The following is a 17,491-nucleotide window of genomic DNA, read 5'->3' as shown; positions in this document are numbered from 1 at the left end:
GTGGCCTGCCGGTACTGTCGGGTGAATCCCGATCAGGAGGAACCCCTGTGACCAGCACGATCCCGGCCCTGGCTCAGACCCGAAACGGTATCGACTTCGCCGTGGCCGATCTGTCCCTGGCCGACTTCGGGCGCAAGGAGATCCGGCTCGCCGAGCACGAGATGCCCGGTCTGATGGCGCTGCGCCGCGAGTACTCCGAGGTGTACCCCCTCAAGGGCGCCCGGATCTCCGGGTCGCTGCACATGACCGTGCAGACCGCCGTGCTCATCGAGACCCTCGTCGCGCTCGGCGCGGAGGTCCGCTGGGCCTCCTGCAACATCTTCTCCACCCAGGACCACGCCGCCGCCGCCGTCGTGGTCGGCCCGCACGGCACCGTCGAGGAGCCCAGGGGCGTGCCGGTGTTCGCCTGGAAGGGCGAGTCGCTGGCCGAGTACTGGTGGACGGCGGAGTCCATGCTGACCTGGCCGGACGGCCAGGGCCCGAACATGATCCTGGACGACGGCGGCGACGCCACCCTGCTGGTGCACAAGGGCGCGCAGTACGAGAAGGCCGGCGTCGTGCCCGCGGCCTCCGAGGACGACTCGGAGGAGTGGACCCTGGTCCTGGAGACCCTGCGCAACTCCCTGGCGTCCGACTCCGGCAAGTGGACGAGGATCGCCGAGGGCATCCGCGGGGTGACCGAGGAGACCACGACCGGTGTCATGCGCCTGTACCAGCTGGCCGCCGCGGGTGAGCTGCTGTTCCCGGCGATCAACGTCAACGACGCCGTGACGAAGTCGAAGTTCGACAACCGCTACGGCATCCGGCACTCCCTCATCGACGGGATCAACCGGGGCACCGACGTGCTCATGGGTGGCAAGGTCGCGGTGATCTGCGGGTACGGGGACGTGGGCAAGGGCGCGGCGGAGTCGCTGCGCGGGCAGGGCGCGCGGATCGTGGTGACGGAGATCGACCCGATCTGCGCGTTGCAGGCGGTGATGGACGGCTACGACGTGCAGACCCTGGAGTCGGCGCTGCCCAAGGCCGACATCGTGATCACGACCACGGGCAACAAGGACGTGGTGCGCGTCGAGCACATGGCGGCGATGAAGCACCAGGCGATCGTGGGCAACATCGGGCACTTCGACAACGAGATCGACATGGCCGGGCTGGCCCGGTTCCCCGGTGTGCGCAGGATCAACATCAAGCCGCAGGTCGACGAGTGGGTGTTCCCGGACGGGCACTCGATCCTGGTGCTCTCGGAAGGGCGGTTGCTGAACCTGGGCAACGCGACCGGTCACCCGAGCTTCGTGATGTCCAACTCCTTCTCCAACCAGGTGATCGCGCAGATCGAGCTGTTCGGCAAGCACACCGAGTACGACCGCGAGGTCTACCGGCTGCCCAAGAAGCTCGACGAGAAGGTCGCCCGCATCCACCTCGAAGCACTGGGCGGGGAGCTGACCAAGCTCTCCAAGGACCAGGCCGAGTACATCGACGTGGACGTCGAGGGGCCGTACAAGCCCGAGCACTACCGCTACTGACCGGCACCCGGTGCGGCGGTCGGGCTCACCCCCGGCCGTCCGCCGGTCCCCGCGGACCCGCTCAGGTCCACTCGACGGCGACGCCCGCCAGCCCCGGCCCGACGTCGCAGAAGTACGCGCTGACCACCCCGCCGAGCCCGCACACCAGCTCGTCCACCTCGACCGGCGTGGCGTCGGCGTCCTGCCGGAACTGCTTGGTGCACCGCGCGGGCAGCGCCCTGCGGTGGAACGCCAGCTGGAGCAGGTAGCCCCGGCACGGCTCGCGGAACGTCCGGTGGTGACCCGGCGTCGGGCCGCCGCTGTCGTCCACGACGGTGAAGCTGAAGACGTGCTCCTCGCCCTCGGCGAGCCTGCGGTCGAACAGCAGCTCGAACGCCAGCCCGCGCGACGCGCTCTGCCTGCGCACCCGGCCCTGGCGGCAGCCCTCGGCGGGGCGCACCAGCGCGTTGTCGATCAGGCAGCCCTCGTCGCCCTGGTGCACCGCGAGGTACCGGTCGGGTCCGGCCCGCAGCGCCCGCACCACCAGCCGCGTGGTGATGCTCCGCTGCTCGCGGGACGAGCCGACCACGATCGTGTCGTGCACGGACAGCACTTCCAGGTCGGCGTTCGCGCGGGCGCTCTCCGGCACCGCCTCGAACTCGGCCAGCAGCGGCGCGGTCTGCACCCACGCGGTGGCCAGCCCCGAGAACGAGGGGGCCGAGCGGGGGAGCCGGGGCTGCGGGCGGTTGCCGATCAGCTTCACCAGCGACTCGGTGGGCAGCCGCAGCACGCTCTCCAGGGCGCGCACGGTCGGGATGGCCCTGGGCACCTCCGGGTGGCGCAGCCCGCGCTGCCAGTAGCTCAGCGTGGACTGGCCCACCTGAACACCCAGCTGTTCCAGGTGCGCGCGCAACCGTGCGAGTGACAGGCCCCGGTGCGCGATCGCGTCGTGCAACGCCCGGTGGAACGGCCCGTAGCGCAGCGTTTCCACCAGTGCGTCCGGCAGTCCCCCGGTGGAGTGGGCGTCGGGCTCCGCGAGGGGCCTGGCGTGTCCCGATTCCGCGCTCAACGCGGCACCACCCCTTCACACGGTGAGTTGGGTTCACCGTAGTCACTCATTACGGTGACCGAAAGGATCTCTGTTCACCCATATGGTGGATGTGTGCCGCCGAAAGGGCGGTGGAGCGGTTCCTGCGAGGGTCGCGGGGCGGGAAAACGCCCGGTGGCGCCGGTCGCGGGGAGCGCGCGCCCGGCAGGCCCCCACCCGCCGCGTGCCGCCGAACGGCCGAGGGGGCCGCGCCGTAGGGTGGCCGTGTGGGGAGACTCGTGGTGGTCGAAGGCCTCGACGGCGCCGGGAAGCGGACCCTGACCGGGGCGCTCACCGCCGAGCTGGTCTCGCGCGGCGCGCGCGTGACCACGGGGGCGTTCCCCCGTTACGGCCGGGACGTGCACGCTGACCTGGTGCGCGCGGCCCTGTACGGGGAGCTGGGCCCGCTGGTGGACGAGGTGCGCGGCATGGCGCTGCTGTACGCGCTGGACCGGCGTGGCGCCCGCGAGGAGTTGCGCGCGGACCTGGCCTCCCACGACGTGGTGCTGCTGGACCGCTACATCGCCTCCGGCGCGGCCTACGGCGCGGCGCGGTTGCGCCAGGGGCCGGACGGGGAGTTCGTGGCGTGGGTCCGCGCGCTGGAGGTCGACCGCTTCGAGCTGCCGCTGCCCGACCTGCAGCTGCTGCTGCGCGTCCCGGCCGCCGTCGCCGAGCAGCGCGCCGCCCACCGCGAGGCCACCGAGGCCGACCGGGGCCGCGACGCCTACGAGTCCGACGGCGGCCTCCAGCGCCGCTGCGGCGAGGTCTACGACGGGCTCGCCGCCGCCTCCTGGCTCTCGCCGTGGCGCGCCGTCGACGGCTCGGTGCCCGCCGCCGAGCTGGGCGTCGCCGAGATCGCCGACCTGCTCGCCTGACCGTTCGACCCTCCTCCGGGCGGGGGAGTAACGAAACGTGACCGCTGGGCCGATCAGCTCCCTGACGGGCGAGGCAACGGCTGAGGTGGGCGGGTGGATCGGCGGCGAGCGCTGGTTACGGACCGGGACCGGGTGACGACCAGCGGCGATGAGCGCTGGGCGGTGCGGGAGAAGCGCGCGGGTAGTGGGACGATGTTCACCATGAAGGCACGCGTGCTCGTGGTGGACGACGACCCCGCCCTGGCGGAGATGCTGACCATCGTGCTGCGGGGCGAGGGGTTCGACACGGCCGTGGTCGCCGACGGCGCCCGTGCGCTCCCCGCGCTGCGCGAGCTCAAACCCGACCTCGTCCTGCTGGACCTGATGCTGCCGGGCATGAACGGCATCGACGTCTGCAAGGCGATCCGCTCGGAGTCCGGCGTCCCGATCGTCATGCTGACGGCCAAGAGCGACACCGTCGACGTGGTGCTGGGCCTGGAGTCCGGCGCCGACGACTACGTCGTCAAGCCGTTCAAGCCCAAGGAGCTGGTGGCGCGCATCCGCGCCCGGATGCGCCGCACCGAGGCCGAACCGGCCGAGGTGCTCCAGATCGGCGACCTGACCATCGACGTGCCCGGCCACGAGGTGCTGCGCGAGGGTCGTCCGATCCAGCTCACCCCGCTGGAGTTCGACCTGCTGGTCGCGCTGGCCCGCAAGCCGCGCCAGGTGTTCACCCGCGAGGTGCTCCTGGAGCAGGTGTGGGGCTACCGGCACGCCGCCGACACCCGCCTGGTCAACGTCCACGTGCAGCGGCTGCGCTCCAAGGTGGAGCGCGACCCCGAGCACCCCGAGGTCGTCCTGACCGTGCGCGGCGTCGGGTACAAGGCGGGCCCTCCGTGATCGACGGCGTGGCGGGGCGCGGGTCCCGGCCGTGATGCGGACGCGACTGCTCGACCCGGTGGCGCGCGAGGCGCGCCGGGCGGTCGAGCGCGCGCGTCGGCAGGTCGTGCGCTTCGGCGAGGTGTGGCGCCGGTCGATGCAGCTGCGGGTGGTGGTGAGCACCCTCGCGCTGTCGTCGGCCGTGGTGTTCGTGCTCGGCATGGTCCTGCAGGAGCAGATCGTCAAGCAGCTCCTGGACGCCAAGACCGAGGCCGCCACCCGCCAGGCGGACGCCAGCGCCGCCGCGGTCCAGCCCGACCTGCTCGGGCTGAACCCCGGCCCGGACAGCGTCAAGGCCCGGTTCACCACCGCGCTCAACAAGATCAACGCCACCGGCACGACGCAGGAGGCCGCCGCGTCCGGGGCGGGCGCGTTCGAGCCGGTGCTGGCCGACTCCGCGTTCGCGGGCTCGGACGGGCAGCTCAACGCGGTCGGACCGTGGCGCGACGTGCCCGTGAGCCTGCGCGAGCTGGTCGAGCGCGGCAGCAGCGGCACCCAGATCAGCACCGTGGAGCGCGACAGCGGTCGCACCACGTTCCTGGTCGTCGGGATGCCGGTGACCTCGTCGGCCCGGTCCATGCAGCTCTACCTGCTGTTCCCGCTGACCAGCGAGCAGACCACCGCCGAGTTCGCCCAGAACACCCTGATCGTCGGCGGCGTCGTGCTGCTCCTGCTGCTCGCGGCGATCGCCAACCTGGTCACCCGGCAGGTGGTGCGGCCCGTCCGGCACGCGGCCGAGGTGGCCGAGCGGTTCGCGGAGGGCAGCCTGGACGAGCGGATGCCCGTCGTCGGCGAGGACGACGTGGCCAGGCTCGCCCAGTCCTACAACGAGATGGCCGCGAGCATCCAGCGGCAGTTCCACCAGCTGGAGGAGTTCGGCCAGCTCCAGCGCCGGTTCACCTCGGACGTGTCGCACGAGCTGCGCACCCCGCTGACCACGGTGCGGATGGCCGCCGACGTGCTGCACGCCTCCCGCGAGCAGTTCCCGTCCGGGCTGGCCCGCTCCACCGAGCTGCTGGTCGACGAGCTGGACCGGTTCGAGTCGCTGCTCGGGGACCTGCTGGAGATCAGCAGGCTCGACGCGGGCGTCGAGGAGCTCTCGCCGGAGCTGGTGGACGTGCGGGTGCTCGCGCGCCGGGCGCACGACTCGGTGCGCGCCATCGCCAACAGCAGCGGCACGCCCGTCGTGCTGGACCTGCCCGAGCACGAGGTCACCGCCGAGATCGAGGCCAGGCGGGTCGAGCGCATCCTGCGCAACCTGCTGGCCAACGCGATCGACCACGGCGAGGGGCTGCCCGTCGAGCTGACCCTGCGCGGGTCGGACGACGCGATCGCGGTGACCGTGCGCGACCACGGCGTCGGGCTGCGCTCCGGCGAGGCCGACCTGGTGTTCAACCGGTTCTGGCGCGCCGACCCGTCCCGCAACCGCCGCACCGGCGGCACCGGCCTCGGGCTGTCGATCAGCCTGGAGGACGCGCGGCTGCACGGCGGCTGGTTGCAGGCGTGGGGCGAGCGCGGGCACGGCGCGGTGTTCCGGCTGACCCTGCCGCGCGTGCACGGCGACGGGTTCGCCGAGAGCCCGCTGCCGCTCGTGCCGCCGGAGCTGGCGGACGTCGAGCCCGCGCCGGTCGAGGAGGAGGAGGTCGTCCTGCCGGTGGAGTTCACGGCGGGCGAGATCACCTGGCAGCCCGCGCAGCCGGTGGACGCGGACCGCGTGGTCCCGGACGAGCTGGGCGGGGCCGTGGTGGACGAGAGCTTCGAGCGCGACGAGCGCGCGGCGCGCGGGGACTACGGCGGGTTCGTCGGCGCGGACCTCGTGGACGCGGACCTCGCGGACGAGGAGCCCTCGGACGCGGAGCGCACCCAGCCGGTGCAGCCGTTCGGGCGGACCAGGCCGGAGCGGGCCGGGCTGCTGCGGCGCGCGACCCGGCTGGCCAAGCGCGGCGCGGACCGGGCCGCCGACCGGGTGGGCCGGGCGGAGCGCGCCGAGCGGCCGGAGAAGGCGGACAAGGCCGAGCGGATCGAGCGCTCGGGGCGGGCCGGTCGGGCGGGCCGGGTCGGGCGGGTGGTCCGGGGTGGTCGGACGGCGCGCGCCAAGGCCGGTGAGGGCGTGGACGAGAGCGCCGCGACCGCCGAGACCGGTTTGGGCGCCGTGGGCGCCGAGGACTTCGTGCTCGTGGACCGCGCCGACCTGGGCGGGCCCTCCCCGGACGCCGGACGCGCGGACGCCGGACGCGCGGGCGCCGAGCGCGCGGGCGCCGAGCGCTCCGCCGCCGTGCCCGCCGAGGAGCCCGACCGCGTGACCGAACCCGACGCCCCCCGGACCGACGGCGCCGCCACCCGGCGCGAGGAGGACAGGTGAAGAAGCTCGGCGCGCTGCTCGTGGTGCTGCTGGTGCTGTCGGGGTGCGCGGCCATCCCGACCCAGACGTCGGTGTCGCCGATCAACCGGCGCGCGGGCAGCGCCGCCACCGCGGAGGCCGCCCCGCCGGTCAAGGACCTCGACCCGCTGAGCCTGGTCCGCGGGTTCGTCGACGCCACCAGCAACCCGGCGGGCGACTACGCCCAGGCCAAGGCGTACCTGACCCCCGAGGCCGCCAAGGCGTGGAACACCAAGAACACCCCGTTGATCATCGAGACCGCGTTCAACACGGTGCCCGGCGAGGAGCTCGAGGACCCCAACCGGCGCGAGGTGCAGCTCCAGGGCAACTACGTGGGCAGGCTCGTCGAGGACGGCTCGTTCGCGCAGACCATCGGCCCGTTCCTGCAGGAGCTGGAGCTGGCCAAGGACGGGGCCGGGCAGTGGCGCATCGCCAGCGTGCCCACGGGCGTCTTCATGCCGCTCAACGGCTTCCAGACCAACTACCGCCGGGTCACCCTGTACTTCTACGCGCCGGACTTCTCCGTGCTCGTGCCCGACCCGCGCTACGTCGTGATCCCGCCGTCCGCGAGCATCCCGCGCCGGGTGACCGAGCTGCTGCTCAGCGGCCCGGCCAACGCGATGCGCGGCGCGCTCGTCACCGCCATCCCGAACACCGCCCAGGCGCGCCGGGACACCCAGGAGGGCGACGACGGGGCGCTGGAGGTGGACCTCAAGGACGTCGGCGACCTCACCCCGCAGCTGGCCAAGCAGATCGTGGCGCAGGTGGTGCTGTCGCTCGGCGGGGTGATCACCACCCGGATCAAGGTGATGGTGGAGGGGCAGCCGATCTCCACCGAGCAGACCGAGTGGCGGGTCACCGACGTGAACACCGGTGAGGCATCGGCCACGCCGGACGCCGAGCTGCGCGGGCTCGCGGTCAGCGACGGGCGGGTGCTCGGGCTCGCGGACGGGCAGCCGATCGCCGGTCCGGCGGGCCAGGGCAGCTACACCGTGCTGAGCGCGGCGCAGTCGCTGGGCGGCAGCGAGCTGGCCGTGGTGGCCACCGCGAGCGGCGGCGGGGTGCGGCTGCTGGTCGGCGGGCTGAACGACGCGCTGAGCCCGGTCGAGCTGACCGCGCGCGAGATGACGCGGCCGACGTGGGTGCGCAGCGGGCGCAAGGGCGACCGGGCCAACGAGGTGTGGACCAGCTACGACGGGAAGAACGTGGTGCGCGTGCTGCGCACCGACGCCGGGTGGGCTGCGACGGCGGTGAACGCGGACTCGTTGTCGGTGTTCGGGAAGATCACCGGGCTGCGGCTGTCCCGCGACGGGACGCGGGTCGCGGTGGTGATCGACGGCAAGCTCATGCTGGCCGCCGTGGTGCGGGCGCCGGACGGGTCGGTGACCCTCAAGAACGCCACGACGCTCCAGGCGAGCGCGCTGGGGGCCAACGTGCTGTCGCTGGACTGGCTGGCGCCGGACGTGCTGGTGGTGAGCACCGCGCTGCCCGCGTGGCCGATCGCGAAGGTCAACATCGACGGGATGCGGATCGACCGGTACAACACCTCGAACCTGACCGTGCCGGTGAGCTCGGTGAGCGCGGCCCCAGGGCGCAACGTCCTCGCGGTGGACCGGAGCGGGCTGTGGAGCACCGCCGACGTCGGGGACGTGTGGCGGCAGCCTGGTCCGCTGCTGCCGTCGACGGCCAAGGTGTTCTACCCCGGCTGACCGCTTTTCCTCCGGCGCGGGGCGGCGCATTGCCGTGTCCGTCCTGTGATCTGGGGTCCTAAAGCGACTTCCTCCGGCGGGGGTGAACCCTCCGGTCATCCCATGGTGAAAGACTTTCACCTCACTTCGGTGTTTCACCTGATCGTGTCCTCGGGTACCCCGGTTTTCCGGTGTGGAATTGTCGGACCCCCGGAGCAGGCTCGACGCGTGCTGATCGAACTGCTGTTCCCACCCCGTTGTCCCGGCTGCGGCTCGGGCGGCGCGGTCGCCTGTCCGGGGTGCCTCGTGGGCTTCGGGCCGCCACGCCGCGTGTCCGTCCGGGGTCTGCCGGTGTTCACACTCGCCGACCACGCAGGCGCGGCGCGGGCGGTGCTGCTCGCGTTCAAGGAGCGCGGGCGGCGGGACCTGGCCGCCGTGCTCGGCGCGCTGCTGGCCGCCGCGCTGCCGCTGCTGCCCCTGCCGCCCGGTCCGGTGTGGTTCGTGCCCGCCCCGTCCACCCGCCGCGCCGCGCGGCGCAGGGGCGGCCCGCACGTGGCCGCCGCGCTGCGGGGTGCCGGAGTGCCGTGCGCGCCGGTGCTGGGGCTGGCCTCGGGCACCGTCGACTCGGTGGGGCTGACGGCCGCCCAGCGGCGGGCCAACCTGCGCGGACGGGTGCTGCTGCGGGCCGGGCCGGTGCCGCCCGCCGGGGCGGTGTGCGTGGTCGTGGACGACGTGGTGACGACCGGGGCCACGGCGCTGGAGTGCGCGCGGGTGTTGCGCTCGGCGGGGTTCCGGGTACCCCTCGCCCTGACCTTCACGAGCGCCTGCAGAACGGAGCCCGACGGGTGAACGGCGGCGGGAACCCGAGCGCGTTCCCGTCCGTTGGCCGGACATGACGCCCGCGCGGAGGCCGTTCGGCCGGACCGGACAGCGGACGGGTGCGCCCATGCCACTGGACCTGACGGGGGAGAAGGGCCTGCGGGCCCGACCCCGGCGGGACCAAGGTCCCGGCGCGCGCGACCGAAGGTCGTCGCTCTGCGTCATCAACCGGAAATTCTTGGTTTCCCCCGCCTCGGGGGCTGTCGCCGCAGCGGATACCGGGCTAACGTGCACCGCTATCAAGCGTTCCCGGCATTCACGGGGAGGAGGCGAAAAGCCCATGACCCTGGCACCGGAGAAGCGCTGAGTGACGCCAACCCCCCAGCGACTGTCCGCGACCGACGGGTTCGCGTGACACGGTGCCAAAACGATCCACAGGCAGAGCTCGCAGCAACGCGAGGGAGGTCGTGTATGGACATCGTCGTGAAAGGCCGCAACGTCGAGGTGCCCGAGCACTACCGGGTGCACGTCGCCGAAAAGCTGGCCCGGCTGGAGCGGTACGACCGCAAGGTCATCCGCTTCGACGTGGAGCTGTTCCACGAGCCGAACCGCAGGCAGAGCAAGAACTGCCAGCGGGTGGAGATCACCGGCAAGGGGCGCGGGCCCGTGATCCGCGCCGAAGCGAGCGCTGGCGACTTCTACGCCGCGCTCGACGCCGCGGCGGCGAAGCTGGAGAGCAGACTGCGCCGCACGCACGACCGCAGGCGCGTGCACTACGGCCGCAGGGGCACCACGTCCGTCGCCGAGGCCACCGGAGGGCTCGCGGACGTGCTCGCGCCCGACGGCCAGGCCGCCGCGCAGGGCCGCACCGCGCTCCTGGAGGCGGCGCCCCGGTCCGAGAACGGGTACGACGCCGAGGTGCCCGCTCAGCGCTGGGACGACGGGCTGGACGACAACCTGCCAGGTCAGATCGTGCGCGAGAAGGAGCACGCGGCCAAGCCCATGACGGTCGACCAGGCCCTCTACGAGATGGAGCTCGTGGGCCACGACTTCTACCTCTTCGCGGACGCGGACTGCGGACGGCCCAGCGTCGTCTACCGGCGCAGGGGATTCGACTACGGCGTGATCAGGCTCGCCTGATCCCCAGCGGTTCCGGCTGGTCTGCGCGCAGAAACCCCCGGAACCGCCCGCCCGCAGGAGCTGCGGGCCGACAGCCGGACAACGGGCCTTCGAGCAGGCCCCAGTCGACGCAGGAGGACCGACGCACCCTGAGCGGGCCACCGGCACCCGGAGCCGAGGGCTCCACCGGCAAGACCCGCTCAGGCCCCAGACGCGACAAGCGCAGACTCGACAAGCCCAGACGCGACAAGCCCGAAGGGGCGCGCGACAAGCCCAGAGGGGCGCGGCGCACAGCCTTCCACCCCTGGGACCCCGGCGTCCGAGGCGACCCGAGAGGCCGCCTCCCCGGAGTCCCAGGCGCCGGAAAGCCCGCCACACCCCGCAGAGCGGCCCGGTCACCAAGCCGGCCCGCCCGATCCCCGGTTCCCGTGACCGCGAACGCGAGGTCAGCGGACCCGTGGCCCACCCCAACCCCCGGCCCGCGCCGAGCCCGACCGGCGCTCCACAAGAGCGCCCGAGGACTCCACCGCGAACGCCGGCCCCACCCCAGGGCCACCCGCGACCACAGCACTCCGATCCCGTGCCCCGAGGACAACCCACGACCTACTGACCGAACCAGGCCCAATACCGGTCGGCCCCCGGCGCCCCACCGCGCCGGGGGCAAGGCCGCGTCCGGGGCCCGCCCAACTACCCACCCCGGCGCCCAACCCACAGCCCAACACGGCGAACACCTCACCCCCCTCGCCCCCGGTCCGGGCAACGCACCACCCACCCGCCACGAACCGACCAGCCACTCCACCTCGCCGCCCACACCACCACACACCCGTCCCACCCACTGGCCGCCACCCGCTGGCCGCTCCACGACGCTGCCCGCGCCAGCCGCTCGCCGCGCACCCCGTCAATCCCTCGCTGCGCCGATCTCTTCGCCGCGCCGTGGTCGTTCTCCACGCACCGGACCCCCGCTCCTCGGCAGGGCCCTTAAACTCAGCCGCCAGCCAGTGGCCGCCAGCCAGTGGCCGCCAGCCAGTGGCCGCCAGCCAGTGGCCGCCAGCCCTCCGCCCTCCGCCCTCCCGGCATGAGTTGCCCCTGCGGCTCTTCGCGAGCGTCCCGCAGGCCCTTCCCGCTGCGAGCAGCTCTCTGCGAGCCAAGTCGCCGCCAAAGCAACGCCGCCCCGTGCGAGCCGTGCTGAGCCCGCGCGGCGTTCCCGCCGTCCAGCCGCATTCCCGCCAGCTAGTGCTGCTCGCCGTTCCCGCTTGCCGTTCCCGCCCCCTGTTCCCGCCCGCCAGTCCAGCCGTCAGTCCCACTCCCTGTCCCTGCCCGTCAGTCCCGCTCCCCGTTCCCGCCCGCCAGCCCTGCTCTCCAGCCCTGCCCGCTGTTCCTGCCCTCTGCGCCGTTCCTGCCCCGCGTTCGCCTTCCGCGCCCGCCACGACGGAGTGAACTTGATCGCCTTATCCCCGCCTTCGGCGTGCTCCCGCCCCTCCCGTCCGGCAAGATCCCGACCCCTCGGCCGGTCGTCCGGTCCGGTCCTGCTCCGACGGGTCCCGAAGGGCTCGCCGGTGGTTCCTACCTGTGTCTGTGCACACACCTTCACGACTTGCCTACGATGGCCATAGGTGAGGGGCCCACCGCCACCCCGGTGGACCCGAAGGAAGGCGCCCGCCGGGCGCGACGCGATGAGGTAATGAGGTCGACCCGAGATGGTGCTGTCCCGACTGCTCCGCGCAGGCGAAGGCAAGATGCTCAAGCGCCTGCGCAACATCGCAGCGCACATCAACAACCTCGAAGACGACGTCGTCGACCTCTCCGACGCCGAGCTCAGGGCCAAGACCGAGGAGTTCCGCAAGCGCCACGCCGACGGCGAGTCGCTCGACGAGCTGCTGCCGGAGGCGTTCGCCGTCGTCCGCGAGGGCGCGAAGCGGGTGCTCGGCCAGCGGCACTTCGACGTCCAGCTGATGGGCGGCGCGGCGCTGCACCTCGGGCAGATCTCCGAGATGCGCACCGGTGAGGGCAAGACCCTGACCTCGGTGCTGCCCGCCTACCTGAACGCGATCGCGGGCAAGGGCGTGCACGTCGTCACGACCAACGACTACCTCGCCAAGCGCGACTCGGAGTGGATGGGCCGCATCCACCGCTTCCTCGGCATGACCGTCGGCGCGATCCTGTCCGACATGACGCCGGAGCAGCGGCGCGCGGCCTACAACGCCGACATCACCTACGGCACGAACAACGAGTTCGGCTTCGACTACCTGCGCGACAACATGGCGTGGAGCCTGGACGAGTGCGTGCAGCGCGGCCACTTCTTCGCCGTGGTCGACGAGGTCGACTCGATCCTCATCGACGAGGCCCGCACGCCGCTGATCATCTCCGGCCCGGCCGACCAGTCGTCGCGCTGGTACCTGGAGTTCGCCCGCCTGGCCACGCTGCTGCGCAAGGACACCCACTACGAGATCGACGAGCGCAAGCGCACCGTCGGCGTCTCGGAGGCCGGTGTCGCCTTCATCGAGGACCAGCTCGGCATCGAGAACCTCTACGAGGCGGCGAACACCCCGCTGGTCGGCTACCTGAACAACGCCATCAAGGCGAAGGAGCTGTTCAGCAAGGACAAGGACTACATCGTCCGCAACGGTGAAGTCATGATCGTCGACGAGTTCACCGGCCGCGTGCTCTCGGGGCGCCGCTACAACGAGGGGATGCACCAGGCGATCGAGGCCAAGGAGGGGGTGGAGATCAAGGCCGAGAACCAGACCCTCGCCACGATCACCCTCCAGAACTACTTCCGCCTCTACGAGCGCATGGGCGGCATGACCGGCACGGCCGAGACCGAGGCCGCGGAGTTCTACCAGACCTACAAGCTCGGCGTGGTCCCCATCCCGACCAACCGCCCGATGAAGCGCCGCGACCAGCCGGACCTGGTCTACAAGTCCGAGGAGGCGAAGTTCCAGGCGGTCGCCGAGGACATCGCCGAGCGGCACGAGAAGGGCCAGCCGGTCCTGGTCGGCACGACCAGCGTCGAGCGCTCCGAGTACCTGTCGAAGCTGCTGGTGCGGATGAACATCCCGCACGAGGTCCTGAACGCCAAGCACCACGACCGCGAGGCGCTGATCATCGCCCGCGCCGGTCGCAAGGGCGCGGTCACCGTCGCGACGAACATGGCCGGTCGAGGCACCGACATCGTGCTCGGCGGCAACCCGGACATCCTGGCCGACCACGAGCTGCGCGACCGCGGCCTCGACCCGGTGGAGACCCCGGAGGAGTACGAGGCCGCCTGGTCGAAGCTGATCGAGGACGTCAAGGCCGAGGTCAAGGTCGAGGGCGAGGCGGTCCGCGAGGCGGGCGGCCTGTACGTGCTCGGCACCGAGCGCCACGAGTCCCGCCGCATCGACAACCAGCTGCGCGGTCGCTCCGGCCGCCAGGGCGACCCCGGCGAGTCCCGGTTCTACCTCTCGCTGCGCGACGAGCTGATGCGCCGGTTCAACGCGGCCATGGTCGAGAACGTGATGACCCGCCTGAAGGTGCCGGACGAGCTGCCCATCGAGCACAAGTGGGTCACCAACGCGATCCGCAGCGCGCAGACCCAGGTCGAGCAGCAGAACTTCGAGATCCGCAAGAACGTCCTCAAGTACGACGAGGTCATGAACGAGCAGCGCAAGGTGATCTACGCCGAGCGCCACCGCGTCCTCGCGGGCGAGGACCTGCGCGAGCAGGTCACCCACATGATCAAGGACGTCACCGGCGAGTACGTCGACGGCGCCACCGCCGACGGCTACTCCGAGGACTGGGACCTCGACAAGCTGTGGACGGCCCTCAAGTCGCTCTACCCGGTGTCGCTGGACGCCAAGGCGCTGCTCGACGCCGAGGACGACCTCAGCCGCGAGGACCTGCGCGCCCGCGTGCAGGAGGACGCCCTGCAGGCGTACGACAACCGCGAGGCCGACATCGACGGCCGCGTCGGCCCCGGCGCCATGCGCGAGCTGGAGCGCCGCGTGCTGCTGTCCGTGCTGGACCGCAAGTGGCGCGAGCACCTCTACGAGATGGACTACCTCAAGGAGGGCATCGGCCTGCGGGCGATGGCCCAGCGCGACCCGCTGATCGAGTACCAGCGGGAGGGCTTCGACATGTTCAACGGCATGTTGGAGGCGCTGAAGGAGGAGATCGTCGGCTTCCTGTTCAACCTGCAGGTCGAGGCCGCCGAGCCCGAGCCCGCCCCGGAGCCCCCGGTGCAGGTGTCGATCAGCAACGGCGCGGGCAACCTGACCGGCAGCCGCGCCCGCGCGCGCGCCGCCGCGGCGGCCCAGGCCGAGGCGCAGCAGCAGGCCCAGGTCCAGGCGCAGCAGCAGGCGGCTGCGGCCAGGCAGCAGGAGGAGCAGCGCCGTCGCGAGGCCCCGGCGGGCTCCGCGCTGGCGCAGCTGTCGGGCGCCCCGATCCCGCCCGCGCTGCGCGGCAAGGGCCTCGACCCGCGCGCGAACACGAACCTGACCTACACCGGTCCGGACGAGAGCGGCGACGCGGAGTCCCACGGCAGCGCAGGCCAGGGCGGCGGCGCGGGCCAGAGCGGCACCCGCAAGGAGCGCCGCGCCCAGGCCCGCGCCCAGGCCAAGGGCCAGCGCAACCGCCCGCAGGGCTGACCCGACAGCGACCCCGGTGACCGCGACGCGGTGACCGGGGCGCGTCGGCGAACCGCTCCCGCAGCCCCCGGACCCCAGTCGGTCCGGGGGCTGCGGGCTTTCCCGGCGGGGACGCGGGCGCGGTGCACCCGAGCGCCGGCGCCCGGCGAGGACGCGGGGGGCGGAGGCCGCTCCGGCTGAACCGCAGCACTGGATTGCGGTGCGGTGTGAGAGCCGCGCGGTGCCACGGGGGTGTGGAGCGGCCGGAGCAGCCGTGTCCGGCGGGCCGCAGCACGGGAGTGCGCTGCGGTGGTGCGCGGGTGGGGTGGCTGGCAGAGGCCCGGTGGTCGGGGCGCGGCGCAGGCCCGCGGTGAAGCGGTGTGCGGCGCCGGGGCACCACCGGCCTGCCGGAAGCGCCGTGCCGGTCGGGCCGCGGTGCTCGCCCACCGCCCGGTCGGGCGCGGTTCCGGACCGGTGCGCGGCGCAGGGCCGTTCCCCGCCCCTCAGCGCCACCGTGGCCGCCCAGCGCGCCGCCCGCCGCGCGGTCACCCCGCGAACCCCCGTCCCACCGCGGCGGTCGTCCACGGGGCTCACGGCAGCAGGTGGAAGCGCGACAGCAGCCACCGGCCCTCCACCAGTTCCGCCCGCGCGGCCAGCGCCCGGACCCGCGCGCCCCGCCGCAGCGTCCCGGCGATCTCCGCCACGCGCTCCGACACCCGGCACATCCGCAGCCCGCCCACCGCCGTCCCCGACGTCCCCGGCGAGAGCAGCCGCCCGACCTCCCGCGCCGCCGACCCCGTCAGCACCGCGCGCACCTGCCCGAGCGGTCGCCTGCCGTCCACGGCCTCCACGACCACCCGCACCAGCCGCAGGTGCTTCCAGCACCGCCCCCGGACACCCCTGGCCGCCCCAGGCGTCCCGCGCCCGCTCCAGCCCGCCGTACCCCTGCAACTCCCGCAACCACGTCATGACCTACACGACCCGCGAACCGGGCCATCCTGGACCGGGTTCACCCGTTCTCGTGAAGGCGTAGGTTGTGCCGGGTGCGAGGACTGGTGCTCGACTTCGGCGGCGTGCTGACCGACAGCGGAAGCGGAGAACTCCTGATCGCGGTGGAGAGGGCGCGCCGCGAGGACATCAGGACGGCGATCCTGAGCAACGCGGACGGCCACTGGGCGCCGCCCCGCGAGTGGGGGCGCCTGTTCGACGCGGTGATCACCTCGGGGGCCTCGGGCGTCGCCAAGCCGGACGCCGAGATCTACCTGCTCACCGCCTCCGAGCTGGGCCTGGAGCCGGGGGAGTGCGTGTTCGTCGACGACCTGCCGGTCAACGTGCGGGGCGCCGCGGCGGCCGGGATGGTCGGTGTTCACCACACGTCGGTGGAAAGCACCCTCCAGGAACTTGAAATCCTCCTGGCAATCCCCCTCAGGGGCTAACGAACGCGGTTCCCGGTCACGGAAAAACCACCAACCGCCACCCCGACGAGTAATTCCACGCCGGGTGGCTCGGGCGTACCGTGGAATCAGCTGACGACCACAGGCAATCCGAAGAGGCGTCCCGCGACTTCGGGCCACTTCCCCGCTACCAGGAGCGGGGAGGCGGAAGCGGGACGCCGAACGGGTAGGGCCCCCTCACGTCGACGACCGGGACGTCGAAGACTGTGACGGCGCTGGGCCGACCCACGCCGGTGCGGGCACCGGAGACCCCGGTGCCCGCACCAGCGCGCGTCCACCCGGACAATGGGCAGGCGCTCAGAGCGAGCGCCTGCGGACCACCTCGAAGCACAGCACCGCCGCCGCGCTCGCCACGTTCAGCGACTCCACGCCCGCCGCCATCGGGATCGACAGCCAGTCGCTCACGTGCTCCCTGACCCCGTCCGAGATCCCCGCCGTCTCGCTGCCCAGCACGAACGCCGCCCGCTCCGGCAGCTCCGCCGCGTACACGCTCCGCTTCGCCGACGCGTCCAGCGCGAACAGCGGGTACCCGGCCGCCCGCAGCTGCGCGGCGGCCTCGGCGGCCGTCCCGCAGCGCAGCACCGGCGCCCGGAACGCCACCCCCGCCGACGCCTTCACCACGAGCGGGTCGATCGACGCCACCCCGCGCCGGGGCACCACGATCCCCTCCACGCCCGCCGCCGTGGCGGTGCGCAGGATCATGCCCACGTTCGCGGGCGTGGTGATCCCGTCCAGCAGCAGCACCCCGCGCGGCCGGGACTCCAGGGCCAGCGCGAGCGGCGCCATGCGCGGGGCGACCACGTCCGCGAGCACGCCCTGGTCGTGCCTGCCGTTGCCCGCCAGCACCTTGACCCGCTGCGCGGTCGCCCGCTGCACCCTGACCCCGCGCCGCGAGGCGGCGTCCAGGATCTCCTTGGCGGCGGGCCCGCGCGCGCCCTCCGCCATCAGCACCTTGTCGACCTCCAACCGAGGGTCGTCCAGCGCCTCCAGCACGGGCTTGCGGCCGTAGACCGTGACGAACCTGTCCTTGGGCGAGATCTCCACGCGT

The 17,491-nt window shown here is 73.0% G+C and carries 11 protein-coding genes and 1 pseudogene; 9 read left to right on the top strand and 3 right to left on the bottom strand.

The annotated features are described in order from the left end of the window. Positions 1–47 precede the first annotated feature (47 nt). Complete coding sequence (gene ahcY / locus CNX65_RS31100; RefSeq protein WP_096496917.1) at positions 48–1,520, top strand: adenosylhomocysteinase; 1,473 nt, start codon at positions 48–50, stop codon at positions 1,518–1,520. 61 nt (positions 1,521–1,581) lie between these two features. Here ahcY and CNX65_RS31095 read toward each other — a convergent pair whose 3' ends face one another. Further along, positions 1,582–2,568, bottom strand: a complete 987-nt coding sequence (locus tag CNX65_RS31095; RefSeq protein ID WP_218181109.1) for a hypothetical protein — start codon at positions 2,566–2,568, stop codon at positions 1,582–1,584. Positions 2,569–2,813: 245 nt separating this feature from the next. On the opposite strand from CNX65_RS31095, the gene CNX65_RS31090 reads away from it, so the two are divergent. The 7 genes and pseudogenes from CNX65_RS31090 (at position 2,814) to secA (ending at position 15,010) form a co-directional block, all read left to right on the top strand. Further along, entirely contained in the window at positions 2,814–3,461 is a 648-nt protein-coding gene (locus tag CNX65_RS31090; protein WP_096496915.1) for a dTMP kinase, read from the top strand. 201 nt (positions 3,462–3,662) lie between these two features. Continuing rightward, entirely contained in the window at positions 3,663–4,340 is a 678-nt protein-coding gene (gene mtrA / locus CNX65_RS31085) for an MtrAB system response regulator MtrA (protein ID WP_041838549.1), read from the top strand. A gap of 34 nt (positions 4,341–4,374) precedes the next feature. Continuing rightward, positions 4,375–6,024 (top strand): annotated as a pseudogene (mtrB, locus tag CNX65_RS31080) (MtrAB system histidine kinase MtrB); the annotation flags it as partial. 713 nt (positions 6,025–6,737) lie between these two features. Next, positions 6,738–8,468 carry an LpqB family beta-propeller domain-containing protein gene (locus CNX65_RS31075; RefSeq protein WP_096496914.1) on the top strand — a complete coding sequence of 577 codons (1,731 nt, stop codon included), beginning with the start codon at positions 6,738–6,740 and terminating at the stop codon, positions 8,466–8,468. 330 nt (positions 8,469–8,798) lie between these two features. Continuing rightward, a complete protein-coding gene (locus CNX65_RS31070) occupies positions 8,799–9,296 on the top strand; it encodes a phosphoribosyltransferase (protein ID WP_309142021.1) in 498 nt (165 codons plus the stop codon). A gap of 441 nt (positions 9,297–9,737) precedes the next feature. Further along, positions 9,738–10,406 carry a ribosome hibernation-promoting factor, HPF/YfiA family gene (gene hpf / locus CNX65_RS31065; protein WP_096496912.1) on the top strand — a complete coding sequence of 223 codons (669 nt, stop codon included), beginning with the start codon at positions 9,738–9,740 and terminating at the stop codon, positions 10,404–10,406. Positions 10,407–12,082: 1,676 nt separating this feature from the next. Continuing rightward, on the top strand, positions 12,083–15,010 hold the full coding sequence (secA, locus tag CNX65_RS31060; protein ID WP_096496911.1) for a preprotein translocase subunit SecA: 2,928 nt from the start codon (positions 12,083–12,085) through the stop codon (positions 15,008–15,010). A 569-nt stretch (positions 15,011–15,579) separates the two neighbouring features. Here the strand turns inward: secA and CNX65_RS31055 are convergent. Continuing rightward, positions 15,580–15,852, bottom strand: coding sequence for an Rv3235 family protein (locus tag CNX65_RS31055; RefSeq protein ID WP_096496910.1), 273 nt, complete (start codon positions 15,850–15,852; stop codon positions 15,580–15,582). A 171-nt stretch (positions 15,853–16,023) separates the two neighbouring features. Between CNX65_RS31055 and CNX65_RS31050 the strand changes: the two genes are divergently transcribed. Beyond that, complete coding sequence (locus tag CNX65_RS31050) at positions 16,024–16,425, top strand: HAD-IA family hydrolase (protein ID WP_198320572.1); 402 nt, start codon at positions 16,024–16,026, stop codon at positions 16,423–16,425. A 315-nt stretch (positions 16,426–16,740) separates the two neighbouring features. Here the strand turns inward: CNX65_RS31050 and CNX65_RS31045 are convergent, their stop codons facing one another. Next, entirely contained in the window at positions 16,741–17,487 is a 747-nt protein-coding gene (locus CNX65_RS31045) for a TrmH family RNA methyltransferase (protein WP_096496908.1), read from the bottom strand. Between the last annotated feature and the right edge of the window lie 4 nt (positions 17,488–17,491).

It is taken from the genome of Actinosynnema pretiosum (genome assembly GCF_002354875.1).
Lineage (GTDB): Bacteria > Actinomycetota > Actinomycetes > Mycobacteriales > Pseudonocardiaceae > Actinosynnema > Actinosynnema auranticum.
Note: the sequence above shows the minus strand (reverse complement) of the source record. Positions and strands in the feature narration are given on the sequence as shown.